Origin of the sequence: Tomitella biformata AHU 1821 (genome assembly GCF_000524475.1) — a bacterium.
GTDB classification, from domain to species: Bacteria; Actinomycetota; Actinomycetes; order Mycobacteriales; family Mycobacteriaceae; genus Tomitella; species Tomitella biformata.
This window is the reverse complement of record NZ_BAVQ01000090.1, coordinates 17744-34812: the sequence shown is the minus strand read 5'-3', so window position 1 is coordinate 34812 and position 17069 is coordinate 17744. Positions and strand designations below refer to the sequence as shown.

Annotated in this window: 15 protein-coding genes; 7 read left to right on the top strand and 8 right to left on the bottom strand. The window is 70.1% G+C overall.

The window, feature by feature from the left end; genetic code table 11:
- The first annotated feature begins 188 nt into the window (after positions 1-188).
- From TBIF_RS25170 to TBIF_RS22245, 3 genes are read left to right on the top strand one after another with little or no spacing between them, the layout of a single operon-like run.
- Entirely contained in the window at positions 189-338 is a 150-nt protein-coding gene (locus TBIF_RS25170) for an ABC transporter substrate-binding protein (RefSeq protein ID WP_084611859.1), read from the top strand.
- Entirely contained in the window at positions 335-583 is a 249-nt protein-coding gene (locus TBIF_RS22250) for a hypothetical protein (RefSeq protein WP_024796947.1), read from the top strand. The genes TBIF_RS25170 and TBIF_RS22250 overlap by 4 nt, the downstream gene beginning before the upstream one ends.
- Before the next feature lie 53 nt (positions 584-636).
- On the top strand, positions 637-2082 hold the full coding sequence (locus TBIF_RS22245) for an FAD-dependent oxidoreductase (protein ID WP_024796946.1): 1446 nt from the start codon (positions 637-639) through the stop codon (positions 2080-2082).
- A 99-nt stretch (positions 2083-2181) separates the two neighbouring features.
- Here TBIF_RS22245 and TBIF_RS22240 read toward each other — a convergent pair whose 3' ends face one another.
- Positions 2182-3048 (bottom strand): spermidine synthase, encoded by an 867-nt coding sequence (locus TBIF_RS22240; RefSeq protein WP_024796945.1) that lies wholly within the window; start codon positions 3046-3048, stop codon positions 2182-2184.
- A gap of 46 nt (positions 3049-3094) precedes the next feature.
- Positions 3095-4696: an MFS transporter gene (locus TBIF_RS22235; RefSeq protein WP_024796944.1), complete on the bottom strand. Its 1602-nt coding sequence runs from the start codon at positions 4694-4696 to the stop codon at positions 3095-3097.
- Between the two features lie 69 nt (positions 4697-4765).
- Here TBIF_RS22235 and TBIF_RS22230 point away from each other — a divergent pair, with 69 nt between their 5' ends.
- Positions 4766-5341 carry a TetR family transcriptional regulator gene (locus TBIF_RS22230; protein WP_024796943.1) on the top strand — a complete coding sequence of 192 codons (576 nt, stop codon included), beginning with the start codon at positions 4766-4768 and terminating at the stop codon, positions 5339-5341.
- A 9-nt stretch (positions 5342-5350) separates the two neighbouring features.
- Here the strand turns inward: TBIF_RS22230 and TBIF_RS22225 are convergent, their stop codons facing one another.
- Positions 5351-6871 carry a fatty acyl-CoA synthetase gene (locus tag TBIF_RS22225; RefSeq protein WP_024796942.1) on the bottom strand — a complete coding sequence of 507 codons (1521 nt, stop codon included), beginning with the start codon at positions 6869-6871 and terminating at the stop codon, positions 5351-5353.
- Between the two features lie 88 nt (positions 6872-6959).
- Here TBIF_RS22225 and TBIF_RS22220 point away from each other — a divergent pair, with 88 nt between their 5' ends.
- From TBIF_RS22220 to TBIF_RS24205, 3 genes are read left to right on the top strand one after another with little or no spacing between them, the layout of a single operon-like run.
- Positions 6960-7958, top strand: a complete 999-nt coding sequence (locus tag TBIF_RS22220) for an SMP-30/gluconolactonase/LRE family protein (RefSeq protein WP_024796941.1) — start codon at positions 6960-6962, stop codon at positions 7956-7958.
- Between the two features lie 36 nt (positions 7959-7994).
- Positions 7995-9485 (top strand): cobyric acid synthase, encoded by a 1491-nt coding sequence (locus TBIF_RS22215; protein WP_024796940.1) that lies wholly within the window; start codon positions 7995-7997, stop codon positions 9483-9485.
- Positions 9482-10219: a cobalt-precorrin-6A reductase gene (locus TBIF_RS24205; protein ID WP_038172403.1), complete on the top strand. Its 738-nt coding sequence runs from the start codon at positions 9482-9484 to the stop codon at positions 10217-10219. The genes TBIF_RS22215 and TBIF_RS24205 overlap by 4 nt, the downstream gene beginning before the upstream one ends.
- A 4-nt stretch (positions 10220-10223) precedes the next feature.
- On the opposite strand, the gene TBIF_RS22205 is transcribed toward TBIF_RS24205, so the two are convergent.
- From TBIF_RS22205 to TBIF_RS22180, 5 genes are all read right to left on the bottom strand, one after another.
- A complete protein-coding gene (locus tag TBIF_RS22205) occupies positions 10224-11087 on the bottom strand; it encodes a serine hydrolase (RefSeq protein WP_024796939.1) in 864 nt (287 codons plus the stop codon).
- Positions 11088-11130: 43 nt separating this feature from the next.
- Positions 11131-11847, bottom strand: a complete 717-nt coding sequence (locus TBIF_RS25545) for a hypothetical protein (RefSeq protein WP_148302366.1) — start codon at positions 11845-11847, stop codon at positions 11131-11133.
- Between the two features lie 98 nt (positions 11848-11945).
- On the bottom strand, positions 11946-14408 hold the full coding sequence (gene cobBC, locus TBIF_RS22190) for a bifunctional hydrogenobyrinic acid a,c-diamide synthase/histidinol phosphate aminotransferase CobBC (protein WP_235174950.1): 2463 nt from the start codon (positions 14406-14408) through the stop codon (positions 11946-11948).
- Positions 14405-15019 (bottom strand): cob(I)yrinic acid a,c-diamide adenosyltransferase, encoded by a 615-nt coding sequence (gene cobO, locus TBIF_RS22185; RefSeq protein ID WP_024796936.1) that lies wholly within the window; start codon positions 15017-15019, stop codon positions 14405-14407. The genes cobBC and cobO overlap by 4 nt, the downstream gene beginning before the upstream one ends.
- Complete coding sequence (locus TBIF_RS22180; protein WP_024796935.1) at positions 15019-17043, bottom strand: VWA domain-containing protein; 2025 nt, start codon at positions 17041-17043, stop codon at positions 15019-15021. Before TBIF_RS22180 ends, cobO begins: the two co-directional genes overlap by 1 nt.
- Positions 17044-17069: the final 26 nt, after the last annotated feature.

The following is a 17069-nucleotide window of genomic DNA, read 5'->3' as shown; positions in this document are numbered from 1 at the left end:
CCCAAAGCTGCTGTCCAAGCAGTGCATACGGAGGTGGCGCGAATGGCCAGACCAGGTCTGGTTCGAATCGGCGGTTCTCTCGCTGCGGCGCTCATGGTGCTGACAGCCTGCGGAACGAGCGGAGGCGGGGGCGAAGACCGGGGCCAGGGCTGCCGCCACGACCGGCATAGTCGGCAACCAGACCGCTCGTGCGCTATGACGCCGCGAACGACAGCTACGAGCCCCAGCTCGCACAGGACGTCCACGTCAGCGACAACCAGAAGACCTGGACTCTCACGCTGCGTGAGGGCGCGAAATTCAGCGATGGCAGCCCCGTCGACGCGAGCGCGGTCATGTGAGCATCGACCGCTACGTCGCCAAGGGCGGCTACAACAGCCAGCTGTTCGCCGCGAGCGTGGCGTCGATGACGTCGCCGGACCCGTCGACCGTCGTCATCGAGCTCACCGAGCCGTGGTCCGACTTCTGGTCGCTGTTGGCCACGGGAGTGGGGCTCGTGGTGGCCCCGTCCTCCGAGCAGGGCGAGGCCTTCACCCCGATCGGGGCCGGCCCGTTCGTCGTCGACAAGGTGTATCTCGGCTCGTAACTCCACGCCGTGGCCACAATCCCCAAATACCAATAGAGACAAGGTGAATCACAATGAGCAGTGCGTTTGACGAGGAATTCGACGTGGTCGTCGTCGGCATCGGGGCGGCCGGGGCCGCCGCGGCGCTGAGCGCGCACGAGTCCGGGGCCAGAGTCCTCGTGATCGACAAGTGCGACGAGGCCACCGCCGGCGGCAACACCCGCGTCTCCGGCAGCGGCTGGTTCATCAACAGCGACCCCGAACTCGCCGCAGTGTTCCTGAACTCCCTCGCCGGCGGCTACCCCATCGCCGACGATGTCGTGCAGACCTGGGCGACGGAGACCGCCAAGAACTCGGAGTGGCTGCGCGGCTTCGGCGCGGACGTCTCGCAGAACGCCCAGCACCACACGGAGCCCGAGTATCTGGGCATGGGCATCGACGGCACAGACTGCTACGCGGGCATGGACACCGTCGGCGGTCAGATGGGCGACTTCCTGCTGTACGACTTCCTCGTCGCCGCCCTGTCGGAGCGCGGGATCGAGATCCGCTTCTCCACTCCCGCCACCGAGCTGATCACCGATGCCGACGGGGCGGTCATCGGCGTCGCGGCCGAGTCGGCCGGCACCCCCACCCGCATCGGCGGCCGCGGCGGCGTGGTCCTCGCGACCGGCGGTTTCGCGGCGAATCCCCAGATGGTCCGCGATTACCTCCGCTTGCCGGAGTCCGTCCTGTGGGGCTCGCCCCACTCCACGGGCGACGGCCTGAAGATGGCCCAGAAGGTGGGCGCGGACCTATGGCACATGGACAACATGATGACGATCACCGGCATCGACATCGGCGAGGCCCCCGGCCTCTACCTCGCGCTGTGGGCCGGGCAGAACTACCTGTTCGTCTCGCCCGAGGGCAGGCGCTTCGTCGATGAGACCGCCTCGCCGCGGCACGGGCATATCCGCCGCAACGGGCGCGACGAGCACTTCCCCCTGCAGCCCTTCCACCTGGTGTTCGACGAGCGCATGCGCCTCTCAGGACCGCTCAGCCCGAGCCGTGAGACTCTGCCGGTCGGCTGGAAGGTGCTGATGGACGAGCACCTGTGGAGCGCGGACAACAGCGCGGAGATCGAGAGCGGGCTGATCCGCCGCGCCGACACGATCGAGGGGCTCGCCGAGCTCATCGGCGTCGACGCCAAAACACTCGGCTGCACCGTGGTCCAGTACAACGAGGCCTGCGAGTCCGGCCGGGACGATCACTTCGCGCGCCCGGCCGAGACTCTGTCCGACGTGTCCGAGGCACCGTTCTACGCGCTCGCGATCACGCCCCTGCTCGGCTGGAGCTCCGGCGGACCTCGCCGCGACGGCAAGTCCCAGGTGGTCAACACGGACGGCGCCGTGATCGGTGGGCTGTACGCCGCGGGCGAGGTCAGCTCCACGTACAGCTGGCGCAAGGATGGCGGCTTCCACATTGCCGACGCGTTGGCGTTCGGCCGCGTCGCCGGGCGCGAGGCCGCCGGACGGGCGAAGTAGGAGGCCACCCGCCGCTAACCCCCGCCCGCCGTCGAACTCGCAGGCCTTGTCGTGAAACACAGGCGCCGCAGGGGCTGTGTTTCACCGGAAGGCCTGCGACTACGGAGTCACGGGAGGCGGCGGGTCTGTCAGCACTGCCGCGCCCGACGCGAACCGCGCCACCTGCTCGGTCTGCCACAGCGCCGCGGGCACGGCGCCCATGAGCAGGTCCCGGGTGGACGCGGCGGAGTCGCCGATCGGCACATCGCTGCCCGCGATGACGATGTTGCCGGTGCGCCGGCCCTTGAGCATCGCGTGGTCGGAGATCACGACGACGTGCTCGAAGACCTTCGCGATGGTGGCGCACTCGCGTTTGGCGACGGCCAAATCTCGGGTGTCCCCGCAGTTCACCACGTAGATCCCGCCGGGCGAGAGCACCCGGCGGGCCTGCTGCGTGAACTCGAGCGTCGTGAGCGGGGTCGGGGTGAGGATGCCGGCGAACACGTCGCGGATGATCAAGTCCCGGCTGTCCGCGGTCAGCGTCTCGAGCACCGCGCGGGCCTCGCCGACCCGGATGCGCAGCAGCGGCGCGCGGGGCAGGTCGAACCACTCGCGGACCAGCTCGGTCAGCTTCCCGTCGATCTCGACGACCACTTGGCGCGCGTCCGGGTAGTCGTCGGCGAGGTAGCGGGCCATCGTGCACGCTCCGCCGCCCAGGTGCAGCGCCCGCAGCCGGACGTCCGGCGCCCAGTGCGGGCCGATCAGCGCGGCGAACCAGCGCATGTACTCGAAGTCGAGGCTGCTCGCGTCGTCAACGTCGATGTGCGAGCTCTCGGCGCCGTTGATCTTCAGGATCCACGCACCGGGCTGCCACCGGTCCTTCAGCAATTCACAAGTGCCCGTGTCGATCTCGAAGACACCCTCGACCGGTCCCCCGGTTTTCGGGGTCGCCGGAGTCGACGTCCTCGTCTCGCGCCGCCTGCCCATTTCGCACTCCTTGGTCAGCCCACACTAGCCCGCCAACCCCAGACCCCTAGCCGATGTGCACCGCGTTCTCGGCCGACAGATCACCCTTCTTGGCCCGCACCAGCACGAAGACCACCGGCGAGATCACCGCGAGGAGGATCGCCGCCCAGCCGAACGCCGCGGCGTAGCCGGCCACCTCCGCACCGAAGAAGAACTCGGTGAGCGAGGCCGCGAAGTCCTGCACCGGTTGAGGCGCCTGCGCCAACTGCTCGGCGGTCACCGTGGACAGGTCTGCGGGGATGAGCTCCGCAGGCAACCCTGCGGGCGGGGTCGGCATCGGGTTGTCCACGGCGAAGGCCGAGCGGGCCGAGGCATAGATCGTGGTGAACAGCGCCGTGCCGAGAGCGCCGCCGACCTGCAGCGTCGCGTTGACAAGTGCGCTCGCCGCGCCCGCGTCGTGGTTGGGCACGCCGATCAGGGCGAGGTTCTGCATGGGCACCATCAGCAGGCCCAGACCCAGGCCGAAGATCGCCAGCCCTGGGAGGACGTGGCTCCAGTACGAGGTGTCGACCCCGATCTGGGTGAGGAGCAGCAGCCCGCCGGCCGCCAACAGGGGGCCGACGACCATCAGCGGCTTCGGCCCGATGGTGGTGGACAGCTTCGCCGCGACGGTCGACGCGATGACGATGAAGAAGGCCATCGGCAGCGAGCCGACGCCCGCCATCACGGGGCTGAAGCCGAGCACGATCTGCAGGTAGAAGGTGAGGTAGAGCGTGCCGCCGAGCAGGGCCGCGCCGACGAACACCGAGCCGATCAGCGCCGCGCCCCGGTCGCGGTGCCACGGGATCGAGAGCGGCAGCAGGGGATTCGCCGTGCGACGCTCGAACAGGACGAAGATCACCAGCAGCGCGATACCCGCGGCGATGAACCCGATCGTGTCGGCCTCGCCCCAGCCGTGCTCTGCGCGGGTAAAGCCGTAGACCAGCGAGCCCAGGCCGAGGGCGATGAGAAGTGCCCCGGGCAGGTCGTAGCTAGTGTCGCCGGACGCCTTGGTCTCCTTGACGATGGGGAGCGTGACGGCGATCGCGAACAGCGCGATCGGGATGTTCACCAGCAGGCACCAGCGCCAGTCGACGTACTGGGTGAGCACGCCGCCGAGCAGCAGGCCGATGGCGGCGCCGCCGCCGGAGATCGCGCCGTAGACGGCGAAGGCCTTGGCCCGCTCCTTCTCCCCGACGAACGTGGTGGTCAGGATCGACAGCGCGGCGGGCGCGAGCAGGGCGGCGAACACGCCCTGGCCGGCGCGGGCGATAAACAGCTCGATACCGGTCTGCGCGAACCCGCCGATCGCCGAGGCGACGGCGAAGCCCGCCATGCCGACGATGAAGGAGCGCTTGCGTCCCCAGTAGTCGGCGATGCGGCCGCCCAGGAGCAGCAGCGCGCCGAACGCGAGCGCGTAGGAGGTGACCACCCAGGCCCGATCGAGGTCGCTGATGCCCAGCTCCGCCTGGGCAGCAGGCAGCGCGATCGAGACGATGGTGCCATCGAGCACGACCATCAGCTGCGCGAACGCGACAATGCACAGCACCAGCCAGCGGCGTTGGTGGTTCGGGTTCTCGGATATGTCGGGCGGCGAAGCCTTGCCGGCGACTGCGGGTGCGGTGGTCATGAGGGAAAAAACTACGCAGCCGACCACACAGAGTCAAACGAACTAGTTCGTTTTGTTATGATCGCCACTGTGGCCTCCCCGGATATCAGCGCGACCAAGCAGCGGATCCTCGACTCGGCTCGGGCCGAGTTCGGCGCCCACGGGCTGGCCGGCGCCCGCATCGACCGCATCGCCACGAACGGTCGGGCCAGCAAAGAGCGGCTGTACGCCTACTTCGGCGACAAGGTCGCGCTGTTCCACGCCGTGCTCGACGCGAACTTCCAGGAGGCGATGGTCAGCGTGCCCCTCAACGGCGCGGACCTGCCCGGCCACGCCGTCGCACTCTTCGACGAGATGCACGACAAGCCGGACATCCAGCGGATGATGATCTGGGGCCAGCTGCAGGGCGAGTCCGACCGCATGCTCGCGATGGCCGAGGGGCACCCGGTCTGGGAGCCGCGGCTCGCGTCGATCCGCCAGGCCCAGGCCGACGGCGTCCTCAATGCGCACTGGGAGCCCCGCGAGCTGTTCGCGATGATCTTCGGGCTCATCTTCGGCTGGTCTGTCTCGCCGGGCAGCGACGGCCACGTGGGGATCGACGACGATACGCTGGCGCGTCGGCGAGAGCTCGTGCGCGAGGCAGTCTCCCGCATCTGCCGGCCGTAGGAGCTATACCTAGGCCCGCGCGCGCAGCTCCCGCTTGAGCAGCTTTCCACTCTGGTTGCGCGGCAGCTCGTCAACGAACACCACGGATTTCGGCACCTTGAACGGGGCGATCTTCTCTTTGACGAAGGCGATCAACTCCTGCTCGGTGGGTCCGGCCGCGTTCGCCTTGAGCACCACCACCGCCGTCACCGCCTCGATCCAGCGGTCGTCGGGCGTGCCGATCACGGCGACCTCCGCGACGGCCGGGTGCAGGTAGATCACGTCCTCCACCTCTCGGGAGGCCACCAGCACGCCGCCCGTGTTGATGACATCCTTGATGCGGTCGACCACGGTGATGTAGCCCTGCGCGTCCCGGGTGACGAGGTCCCCCGAGTGGAACCAGCCATCCCGGAACGCCTCGGCCGACGCCTCCTCGTCCTCCCAGTAGCCCCGGCACAGTTGCGGCGAGCGGTAGAGCACCTCGCCGGCGGTGCCGTCGGGCACGTCGTTGCCTGCGGCGTCCACCACCCGGGTCTCGACGAAGAACACGGCCTTGCCACACGACGACGGGCGCGCCTCGTGGTCCTCCGGCCGCAGCACGGTCGCCAGCGGCCCGATCTCCGACTGGCCGAAGCAGTTGTAGAACGCCAGTTCCGGGTACTTCGCCCGCAGGCGGTTGAGCACGGTCACCGGCATAATCGACGCGCCGTACTGCGCCTTCGTCAGCGAGGACAGGTCCCGCGTCTCGAGGTCGGGGTGGTTGGCCAGCGGCACCCACACCGTCGGCGCGAGGAACAGCGAGCCGATGCGGTCCTCCTCGACCCGCCGCAGGATCTCCGGGATGTCCGGCGCGGCCATCAGGTGGATAGTCGCGCCGATGGACAGGTACGGCAGCATGAACACGTGCATGCCCGCCGAGTGGTAAAGCGGCATGCAGATCAGCGGGTTGTCCTGCGGCGTGAGATCCAGGGCCAGCAGGCTCGAGACGTACTCGGCCACAAGGCCGGAGTGGGACATCATCGCGCCCTTGGGCTTAGAGGTGGTGCCCGAGGTGTAAAGCAGCTGCGCGAGCTCGGCGTATTCGACTTGGTCGCCTGACTGCGCGTCGTTGTCGGCCCGGCAGGCCTCCAAAAAGGAGCCGGCCCCGTCTCGTAGCGGGAGGGTCTGTTCCAGCGCCGGGGTGTCGGCCCCGTCCAGGACGCCCGCGAGCGCCGGATCCACCAGCACCGCCCGTGCCTGTGCGTTGCCGACAAGGTAGGCAAGCTCATCGCCCTTGAGCGCGTAGTTGATCGGCACGTGGACCAGACCAGCGCGCGAGCAGGCGAGGAAGGCCAGCACATACGCGTCGGAGTTCACGCCGAAGGCCGCGACGCGGTCCCCCGTCCGCAGGCCCTTGGCCTGAAGCCAGCGGGCACCACGGCTGACCGCATCGTCAAACTCCCGGTAGGTCCAGATCCGGTCCTCGAAGCGCAGCGCCACCCGATCGGGACTTCTGGCTGCTGACCTGCGCACAACCCCATCAACACTGTCGGCACGCGGATCAATACTCATGCCGTGATCGTACGGTGAATCGTCGCTGGATTGCGGTCATGCGGCCAAACCGGCCACCCGCGCCGTCCGCAGCGGCCATGATGAGGGAATGGCCCTCCGCAAGCCCCCCATCGCCCCGGTGATCCGCAAGCTGCCGCCAGCGCCCGCCCGGTCGAGGGAGCCCCACGGTCCCGACCAGTTCCCGTCCGCGACGCTGATCCCGCTGCCTGGCGAGGCCCCCGAGGACGTCGTGATCGACGCCCAAGGCCTCGTCGTCTGCGGTGTCGTGGACGGCCGGATCCTGCGGGTCGATCCCGCTACCGGCGGTGTCGAGCTGATCGGTCGCGTCGCGGGCCGGCCCCTGGGCTTGGAGGCCATGCCCGACGGCTCCGTGCTGGTGTGCGATTCCGAGCATGGACTGCTGCGCCTGGACCCCGACACCGGCACGCTGGAGACACTGGTCGGCGAGGTTGCGGGCAGCCCGCTGAGGTTTTGCTCGAATGTCACCGCAGCTTCGGACGGCACGCTGTGGTTCACCCAGTCCAGCACCAGGTTTGGGCTCGAGCACCATATCGGCGCCATCTTCGAGCATCGCGGCTCCGGCCGGCTGCTTCGCCGCGATCCGGACGGCACGGTCACCGTCGTGCTCGACGGCCTGCACTTCGCGAACGGCGTCACCATGAGCACCGATGGCAAGTCGGTGCTGTGGGTCGAGACCGACGGGTACACCCTCAAGCGGCTGGCCGTCGATGGCGGCGAACCCGAGACCGTGATGGCAAACCTGCCGGGGATGCCGGACAACATCTCGCGCGCCGCGGACGGCCGGCTGTGGATCGCGTTCATCTACCCCCGCAATGCCCTCGTCGACCGGCTCGGCGCACTCCCGGGATGGATCCGCCAGGTGCTGTGGCGGGTGCCGGAGCAGCTCATCGACCTCCTCCGCGAGCGAACCACCTGGGCGATGTGCGTCGACGAGTCCGGGAACGTGCTGCGGGACCTGCAGTCGAAGAGCGCCGGCTACCACGACGTCACCGGGGTGGCCGAGCACGATGGCCGCCTCTACCTCGGCAGCCTGCTCGAACCCGCGCTCCTCTCGCTACGGCTCTGAAAACCACCCGCGCCGCGCGCGGTAACATCACCAGTCATGCGTCGCAGCCTGCTCATCGCCGGAACCACCTCCGACGCGGGCAAGAGCGTCGTCACCACCGCGCTGTGCCGGGCACTCGCGCGGCGGGGCGTCTCGGTGGCCCCGTTCAAGGCCCAGAACATGTCGAACAACTCGATGGTCACGACCGCCGGAACTGAGATCGGCCGCGCCCAGTGGATCCAATCGGTGGCCGCGCAGGCCGAGCCCGAGACGGCGATGAACCCGGTGCTGCTCAAGCCGGGCAGCGACCGCCGCAGCCACGTGATCGTCATGGGCCAGCCCGCCGGGACCCTGGACGCGGGCGAGTTCGCGAGCGGTCGTAAAGCCCTCGCGCGGGCGGCTTTTGAAGCCTTCGATGACCTATCCTCCCGGTACGACGTGGTGGTGTGCGAGGGCGCCGGCAGCCCCGCGGAGATCAACCTCCGCGCCAACGACTACGTCAACATGGGCCTGGCTCAGCACGGGCAGATCCCCACCCTGATCGTCGGCGACATCGACCGCGGCGGCGTGTTCGCGGCGATGTTCGGCAGCCTCGCCCTGCTCGACGCCGCGGACCAGGCCCTCGTCAGCGGCTTCATCATCAACAAGTTCCGCGGCGACGTCAGCCTCCTGGCGCCGGGCCTCGACACTCTGCGCGAGCTCACCGACCGCCCGATGCTCGGCGTGCTGCCGTGGCAGCCCGGACTGTGGCTCGACTCCGAGGACTCGCTTGCCTTGTCGGACAGGGGAACCCACACCCTGCCAGTCGACGCGACCCCGCTGTCGGTGGCCGTCGTCCGGTTCCCGCGGATCAGCAACTTCACCGACATCGACGCGCTGTGCCTGGAGCCCGGGCTGCAGGTCTCGTTCGTGGACCACCCGCGCCAGCTCGCGCAGGCCGACATCGTCGTGCTGCCCGGCACCCGTGCCACGCTCGGCGATCTGGCGTGGCTCCGCGAGCGCGGGCTGGCCGAGGCCATCGCCGGACATGCCCGGCGCGGCGGCGTCGTGCTCGGCATCTGCGGCGGCTTCCAGATGCTCGGCGCCATGATCGAGGACCCGCACGGCATTGAGGGCGAGCCCGCGACAGCCGAGGGCTTGGGCCTCCTGGACATCCGCACCACCTTCGGCGCCGACAAGACGCTGCGCCTCGCGGCGGGCCGCGCGTACGGGGCCCACGCGAGCGGCTACGAGATCCACCACGGCGCCATCGAGCGGCACGGGGGCGACGAGTTCCTTGGCGGTGCCCGCTCCGGCGCGGTCTTCGGCACTATGTGGCATGGCAGCCTGGAGAACGACGACACCCGATCCGGCTGGCTTCGCGAGGCGTCGGCGCTGCTGGGGCTCCCGGACGCGTCCTCCACGGTGAGCTTCCCCGCCGCCCGCGAGGCCCGCCTGGAGACCCTCGCCGACCTCGCTGAGGAGCACCTGGACATCGACCACATCCTCGAGATTGCCTCCGGTGGAGCACCTTCCGGAATGCGCACCGTGACGGGCGGCCTGGCATGAGCATCCTGATCCTGGGCGGGACCGGCGAGGCCCGGGCTCTGGCCACCGAGTTGCACACGCGCCGGATCACCGCGACGTCCTCGCTAGCTGGCCGGGTCAGCCGGCCGCGGATGCCCGTCGGCGAGGTACGCCAGGGTGGCTTCGGCGGCATCGCCGGGCTCGCCACCTACCTCGCGGAGCACGGCGTCGATGCCGTCGTGGACGCCACCCATCCGTTCGCGGCGACCATCAGCGCCAATGCCGTCGCGGCCTGCGCGCATGCCGGGGTGCCGCTGCTGCGCTTCGCCCGGCCTGGCTGGTCCGGCCTGCCCGGGTCTGAGAAGTGGACGTGGGTGGACGACCATCACGAGGCCGCCCGCGCCGCCGCCGCGCCCGGCGAGCGGGTGTTCCTCAGCACCGGCCGCCAGACCCTGGCCCATTTCACCGGGCCACTGGCGACGAATGCCGTGCTGGTGCGGGTGGTCGACCCGATTGCGGAGCCCCTCCCGCGGGGCTGGCAGGTGCTCGAGCGGCGGGGTCCATATCTGCTGGCAGACGAGCGGGAGCTGCTCCGCAGCTTCCGCGTCACCACCTTGGTGACGAAGGACTCCGGCGGCGACTACACCCGCGCCAAGCTCGACGCCGCCGCCGAGCTCGGGGTGCGCGTGGTCATCGTGCGCAGGCCCGAGCCCGCAGGCCCGACCACCACGACGGTGGACACGCTGGCGCACGCCATCGCGTGGGCTGCGCGCTAGCCGCTCAGCAGCTGCCGCCGATCGGCAGCAGCGCCGGGTTGGCGGAGATCCAGCCGGCCACCTGGCTCAACAGCGCCGTCCCGTCGGTGAAGGACCCGGCGGTCTCGGCGGCGATTGCCACCGTCAATTGTCCTGTGGGCGTGTCGATCACGCCAAGTTGGCGCACGAGATAGCCGCCGGTCGGGCCTGGCCCCCAACCGCCTTTGAAGTGGGCGTCCGCAAGTGCCCCCAGGCCCCAGCTCTGGTCCCCGGAGATCTGCCCCATCAGCGAATAGACGGGCTCGGCCTCCGGCTTGCACGCCAGTGCGGAGCCGAAGCGGGCCTGCTCCGAGAGCGACCAGTCTGTCTGCCCGAAGATCGAGTACTCCGGACGGGCCCGCGTGGACGGCACGGTGGTGGTGCGGTCGCCAAACTCTTGCAACACGCCCTCGACCGCGAGCGCCGCGTCCTCGGGCGAGCCCAGCGCGGACCACAGTTGCTCCGCGGCGGCGTTGTCGGAGATCGTGATCGCGCTCTGCACCGCGTCCGCTTGTTCCGCGCCGCCCGAAGAATTCAAAGCCGCGATCGCCAGCGGCACTTTGATAGTGGACCACGCGGGGCCGCTGGCCCACTCCCCGGCCACTTCCACGGAGCCGTCGGCGCCGACCGGGCCGATCGCGATGCCCACCGTGCCGGCCAGCGTCGCGCTGAGTTCGTCAAAGGCCGCGGCGAACCGCTCGTGGGTCGGCGGCTCCGGGGCCGTGGTGGTCTCGACCACGGGCGGCACGCCGACCTCGAGGGTCGCCTGCACCGCGTCCGTCTCCGCCGTCGGGATGGTGCACCCGGATAGCAGCGTCACCGCCGTGACCGCGACGCCAGTGAGCAGCACTCGCCTGAACCGGCCCCCTGGCCATCGCCCCGCGGGCCGCACCTCAGTAGACATAGACGACCGCGCCATTGCCGCCGGCGCACCGCACGATGTCGACGCCCGAGCACGCCATCGTGTACATCTCCTTGGTAGTGGGGCTCCACGCCTCCACCACCACCGGCACGCCCCGTTGCTGCTGCTGCAGATATGCCATCCGCACCTCCTCCGCGAACGGGCAGGACGTGTTGCCCGCAACCGCTGAGGAGCTGAACTCCGCGGTCCTCTGGGTTGTGCTGCACGGGGTCGCGTTCGCCGGCAGGCTCACCTGTGGGGTGCGGGAGGTCGTGGGAGCCGACGTCGACGGCCGAGCGGAGGGCGTCACTGCCCGTGGCACGGTCGAGTTCGCGCCATCGGCCCGCGTGGCGACGGGCGAGTTGTTCGAGCCGACCAACTGCGAGACGCCCAGATAGCCACCACCACCAAGCAGTGCGACGACGACCACCACCAACAGCACCCACGCCCAGGCCGGGGTCTTGCTCGGCGGGGGCGGCGGCGGCGCGTAATACTGCGCGCTTTCTGCGCTCGGCGGATAGGCCTGTCCAGGGTATTGCTGATTCGAGTAGCCCGGGTCGGAATAGGGCTGGCCCGGAAACTGGGGGTTCCCATATTGCTCATTGGGAACGAATTGCTGGGTCGGCGGATACCCGATGGGCCGGTGTTCAGGCGGCGAGCTCTCAGACCAGGCCTGTCCCCCCTGCTCTGGCGGCTGCGGTGTGCTCATAGGGCCCGTCCTCAGTAAGAATGCTTATGCCAGGTATCCCGTCTGGCTAATTCGCAAAAGCATAGCCAATGGCGCCGACAACAATTCGCAGTCGTGATTCAGCGAGACCCGAGCACTGAACTTATCGCGGCACACAATCCCCGGCTACTCGCGGCGTCCCGCACCGCAATACGGATCCATTCGGGCCCCAACCCGGGAAAGGTATCCCCGCGACGCACCGCGAAACCGATTTCGCGCAGGGCCTCCCGCAGTCCGGTCGGGACCTGGACCAAGACGAACGGTGCTGCGAGTCCGCCCGCGACCGGCAGCCCCAACTCGGCGAGCCCGTCCGCCAGCACCGCGCGTTCGGCGATGATCGACCTCGCGATCCGGGCCGCCTCTGCGGATGCGTCCGGCGACATGCACGCGATCATCGCTGCGGCGGCCGGACCGGACACCGACCACGGCGGCTGCTGCGCTGCCAGCTCGCTGATCAGCTCGGGCTCCGCCACGACGTACCCGGCCCGCAGTCCCGCGAGGGACCAGGTTTTCGTCAGGCTGCGCACGACGATCAGCCCGGGCAAACGGCGGCTGATGAGGGACTGCGTCTCGCCTGGCACCACGTCCATGAACGCCTCGTCGACCACCACAACCCGCCCCGGCCGCAGCAGTCCCAGGAGATCCGCCGCAGCGTGCAGCACCCCGGTGGGGTTCGTCGGATTGCCCAGCATCAGCAGGTCGGCATCCGCCGGAATCTCCACGCCCGCCAGCCCGAAGCGATCCTCCGGCCGCAGCAGCACCCGCTCCACGCGATGGCCGGCTGCCAGCAGGGCAGCCTCGGGCTCCGTGAACTGTGGATGCACCACCACCGGTCGCCGCCAGGCCCGCGCCCGGGCGATCAGCGTGAAAGCCTCGGCCCCGCCGGAGGTCGGCAGCACCTCGGCCGGCCTGCGCACATGCCGGGCGGCGATGGCCTCGCGCGCGGCAGCGTCGTTCGGATAGGCGGCCAGCCCGGCCATCGACTCGGCAAGTGCCCGTTCTAGCCACTCGGGCCGCCCGCCGCGGCGGACATTAACGGCGAAGTCCACCAGCCCGTTGCCCACCTCTCGATCGCCGTGGTGACCCAAATCGATGGGGGCAACGGTAGTTTCACGGGAAACGGGGGCGTTGACGGCGGGGCGCGCGGCGGCCGGTGCGATGGGCGTCGCCTCTCGCACAGCGGCCACAAACCGCGCCGCGAGCTCTGGCCAGCCGGCCCAGTGCGTGTGCAGGTAGGACGCATGCAGAGTCGGTCTGCCGAGCCCCGCGGGGTCAGCGCTGAAACCGTCGGGCCGCCCGTCGAGCAGCCAGGCCGGGGCTGTTCCGGTGGTGGAGACTACCGTGCGGTGGAACTCATGCCCAGTCACGCGGGTGCCGGCGACTGCGAGCAGGGAATCCGCCGCCGCGATGGCGGTGCGATACGACAGCGTCAGCCGCGGGGACATTGCCCCGGACGCGTCGAGCGCGCCCACCATGGGTGCGCCGTCTACGTCCTGGCACAGGTACAACAGCCCCGCGCATTCCGCGACGGTGGGGACACCCGACGCGATGGCGTCCCGAATCTGCCTGCGCAGCAGCTCATTCCCGGACAGCGCCGATGCGTGCACCTCAGGGAATCCCCCACCCAGGTAGATCCCGGCGGTGCCCTTCGGGAGCGCGTCATCCCGCATGGGATCGAAGATCACCGTGCGGCAGCCGGCGGCGCGCAACAGCTCCTCGGTCTCGGCGTAGCGGAACGTGAACGAGCGCCCGCCGGCGATCGCCACGACGGGGCTGTCCTCACCCAGCGGCCGGGCGTCCGCCGCCATCGCGACGGCTGGATCCCAGGATTCAGCGGCCAATCCCGGTGCGCTCCTGGCGATCTCCAAGATTTTGTCCAGGTCGATGCGCTCGGCGATTTTGTCGGCGAGCGTGGCGAGCGCCGCCTGCGCCTCGGGCCGCTCCGCCGCCGGCACCAGGCCGAGATGCCGTGACGGCGCCACAATGCCGTCATCGCGCCCGAGGACTCCGAGCACCTCGATGCCGGTCTCCTCAAGTGCCGAGATAACTTCGCCCGCATGCCGTTCCGAGCCCGCCTTGTTCAAGATCACGCCCGCGATGCGAACCGCGGTGTCGAAGCCGGCCAGGCCCTGGACCACGGCGGCGATCGACCGGGAGGCGTGCGAGATGTCGACCACGAGCACCACGGGCGCGTCTAGAACCTTCGCCACGTGCGCGGTGGACGCGAATCCACTGCCGCCGATCATTCCGTCGTACAGCCCCATCACGCCCTCGATGACGGCGATCTCGGCGTCTGCCGCCCCGTGCAGCAGCAGCGGAGCGAGCTTATCGACGCCGACGAGGTGCGCGTCGAGGTTGCGGCCGGGCAGCCCGGTCGCGAGGCTGTGGTAGCCGGGGTCGATGAAGTCCGGCCCCACCTTGTGCCCGGAGACGCGATGGCCCGCCGAGCGCAGCGCCGCCATCAAACCCGTGGCGATGGTGGTCTTCCCGTGCCCCGAGGCGGGCGCGGCGATCACAATCCGAGGCAGGGCTGAGCGGTTCACCACTCGATCCCCCGCTGCCCCTTCTGTCCCGCGTCCATCGGGTGCTTGACCTTCGTCATCTCGGTGACCAGGTCAGCGAGCTCGATCAGCTTCGGATCCGCGCGACGGCCGGTCATCACCACATGCTGGCGGCCCGGGCGGTTGGCCAGCGTCGCCACCACATCGTCGACGTCGATCCAGCCCCAGTTGATGGGGTAGGTGAACTCGTCGAGCACGTAGAGGTCATGCTCCTCGGCGGCGATGCGGCGCTTGATCTCCGCCCAGCCCTCGACCGCGGCGGCGGCGTGATCCTCCTCGGTGCCGGCCTTGCGGGACCAGGACCAGCCCGAACCCATCTTGTGCCACTCGACGCGGCCGCCCTTGGGGCTCTGCGCGCCGAGCTCGTCGAGAGCCTCGAAGGCCGATTGCTCACCCAGACGCCACTTGGCGGACTTCACGAACTGGAAGACGCCGATGTTCCAGCCCTGGTTCCAGCCGCGCAGCGTCAAACCGAAGGCGGCGGTGGACTTCCCCTTGCCATCGCCGGTGTGGACCATCGTCAGCGGCCGGTTGCGGCGCTGCCGAGTGGTCAGGCCGTCCTCGGGGATATTCTCCGGTACTCCCTGCGCCATTAGGCTGCGCTCCCTCTGCTTGTGGTGGTCGTTGCGCCGCGGACCACCGTGGTGATGGCCTCCGCGCTGACCTCGCCGATCGGCACGTGGCTCGCGCGCATCCGGCGGGCGAGCTCCCCGGCCAGACCTAGACGGAACCGGCCGGTCTCCGAGTCGATGACCAGTGCCGAGATGTCTTGGGCAGCAATGTGGTCGGCGACCTGCATGGCGCGGGCCATCGCATCGGGCCCCGACGTAGCCCGCCCATCCGTGACGACGACGAGCAGCGGCCGGACGCGGGGGTCCCGCAGGCGCTCCACCCGCAGCGTCTCGACGGCGGTGAGCAGCCCCTCGGCGAGGGGGGTGCGGCCGCCCGCCGGCAGCTCCCGCAGCCGCGCCGCGGCGATGTCGATGGAGCCGGTCGGTGGCAGCGCCAGGTTGGCCTCCGAGCCGCGGAAGAGCACCAGCCCCACCTTGTCCCGGCGCTGGTACGCGTCCAGGAGCAGGGACATCACGGCCGTCTTGACCTGGGTCATCCGCTTGCGCGCGGCCATCGAGCCCGACGCGTCGACGCACAGCAGGATCAGGTTCGCCTCGCGGCCCTCGCGGCGTGCGCGGCGCAGGTCTTCTGGACCCACCGAGCGGCGGCCCGCACGCGCGGCGGCGCGGATCGTCGCGACCAGGTGGATCGGGCCCTCGGCGGCGCTCACCGGCTGCACTCCGACGGTCCGGCCGCTCGACGTGATCGCCCGCGAGCGTTTTCCCGCTGAGCCCACGCCGGTGCCGGAGACCGTGAACAGTCTTGGGCGGTAGGGGTTGTCGGGCGCGGCAACCTGCCCAGTGGGGGCGGGTCCGCCCCGGTCGCTGGAGGGCTCAGGTGTGGAGGGCTCAGGCCTGGAGTGCTCAGGTCTGGAGGGCTCAGGCGAGTCTGAGGCGTCGGCCGCGCCTGGGGCTTCCGCCTCCTCAGCGCTGTCGGCGCCGTCTCCCGGCCCCGGATCAGTGGGCTCCGGATCAGTGGACTCGGGGCCCTCCGGCGGCTCGTCGTCGCCGAGAATCTGATCTAGCAGGTCCTCGTCGATGCCGGGCGCGTCGAATGGGTTGCGGCGGCGACGATGCGGGATCGACAGTCGAGCGGCAGCCCGGATATCGGCCTTGGCGACGTGCTCGCGGCCGTGCCAGGCGGCGTGGGCCAGGGCGGCGCGGGCCGTGACGATGTCCGCGCGCATACCGTCGACTTCGAAGGCCGCGCAGATCTCGGCGATCTTCATCAGCGCGTAGTCGCCCAGCACCACGAACGGCAGGCGGGCGCGGGCGTCCGCGATGCGGGCCGCGAGGTCGCGCTCGTCCGCGGCGAAGCGTGCGGCGAAGGCCGCCGGGTCGTTCTCGAAGTCCAGGCGGCGACGGATGATCTCCACCCGCTCCAATGGATCCCGCGGCGCGGCGACCTCGACGGTGAGTCCGAAGCGGTCGAGCAACTGCGGGCGCAGCTCCCCTTCCTCCGGGTTCATGGTGCCCACCAGCGTGAATTTGGCGGCGTGCGCGGCGGAGACGCCGTCGCGCTCCACGCTCGAACGGCCCATCGCGGCGGCGTCGAGCAGCAGGTCCACCAGGTGGTCATGCAGCAGGTTGACCTCGTCGACGTAGAGGACGCCGCGATGCGCCTCCGCAAGCAGGCCGGGCTCGAAGTGCGTCTGGCCCGTCGTGAGCGCCTTCTCCAGGTGCAGCGATCCGGTCACGCGGTCGTCGCCCGCGCCCACCGGCAGCTCGACCAGCCGCGATGGCCGCTCGCGTGCGGCCGCATCAGGCTGGTGGGGCCCGTCGGGGCAGGTGGCGTCGGGCGCGGCGGGGTCGCAGGAGAAGCGGCAGCCGTCAACCACAGTGACCGGCGGCAGCAGGGCTGCCTGCGCGCGGACCATTGTGGACTTCGCGGTGCCCTTCTCGCCGCGGATCAGCACGCCGCCGACGGCGGGCGAGATCGTGGTCAGGGTGAGGGCGAGCGCCATATCGTCGGATCCGACGACAGCGCTAAATGGGTACAGGTGCATAGGTTCTCCGCAGGCTCCCGCTGGGA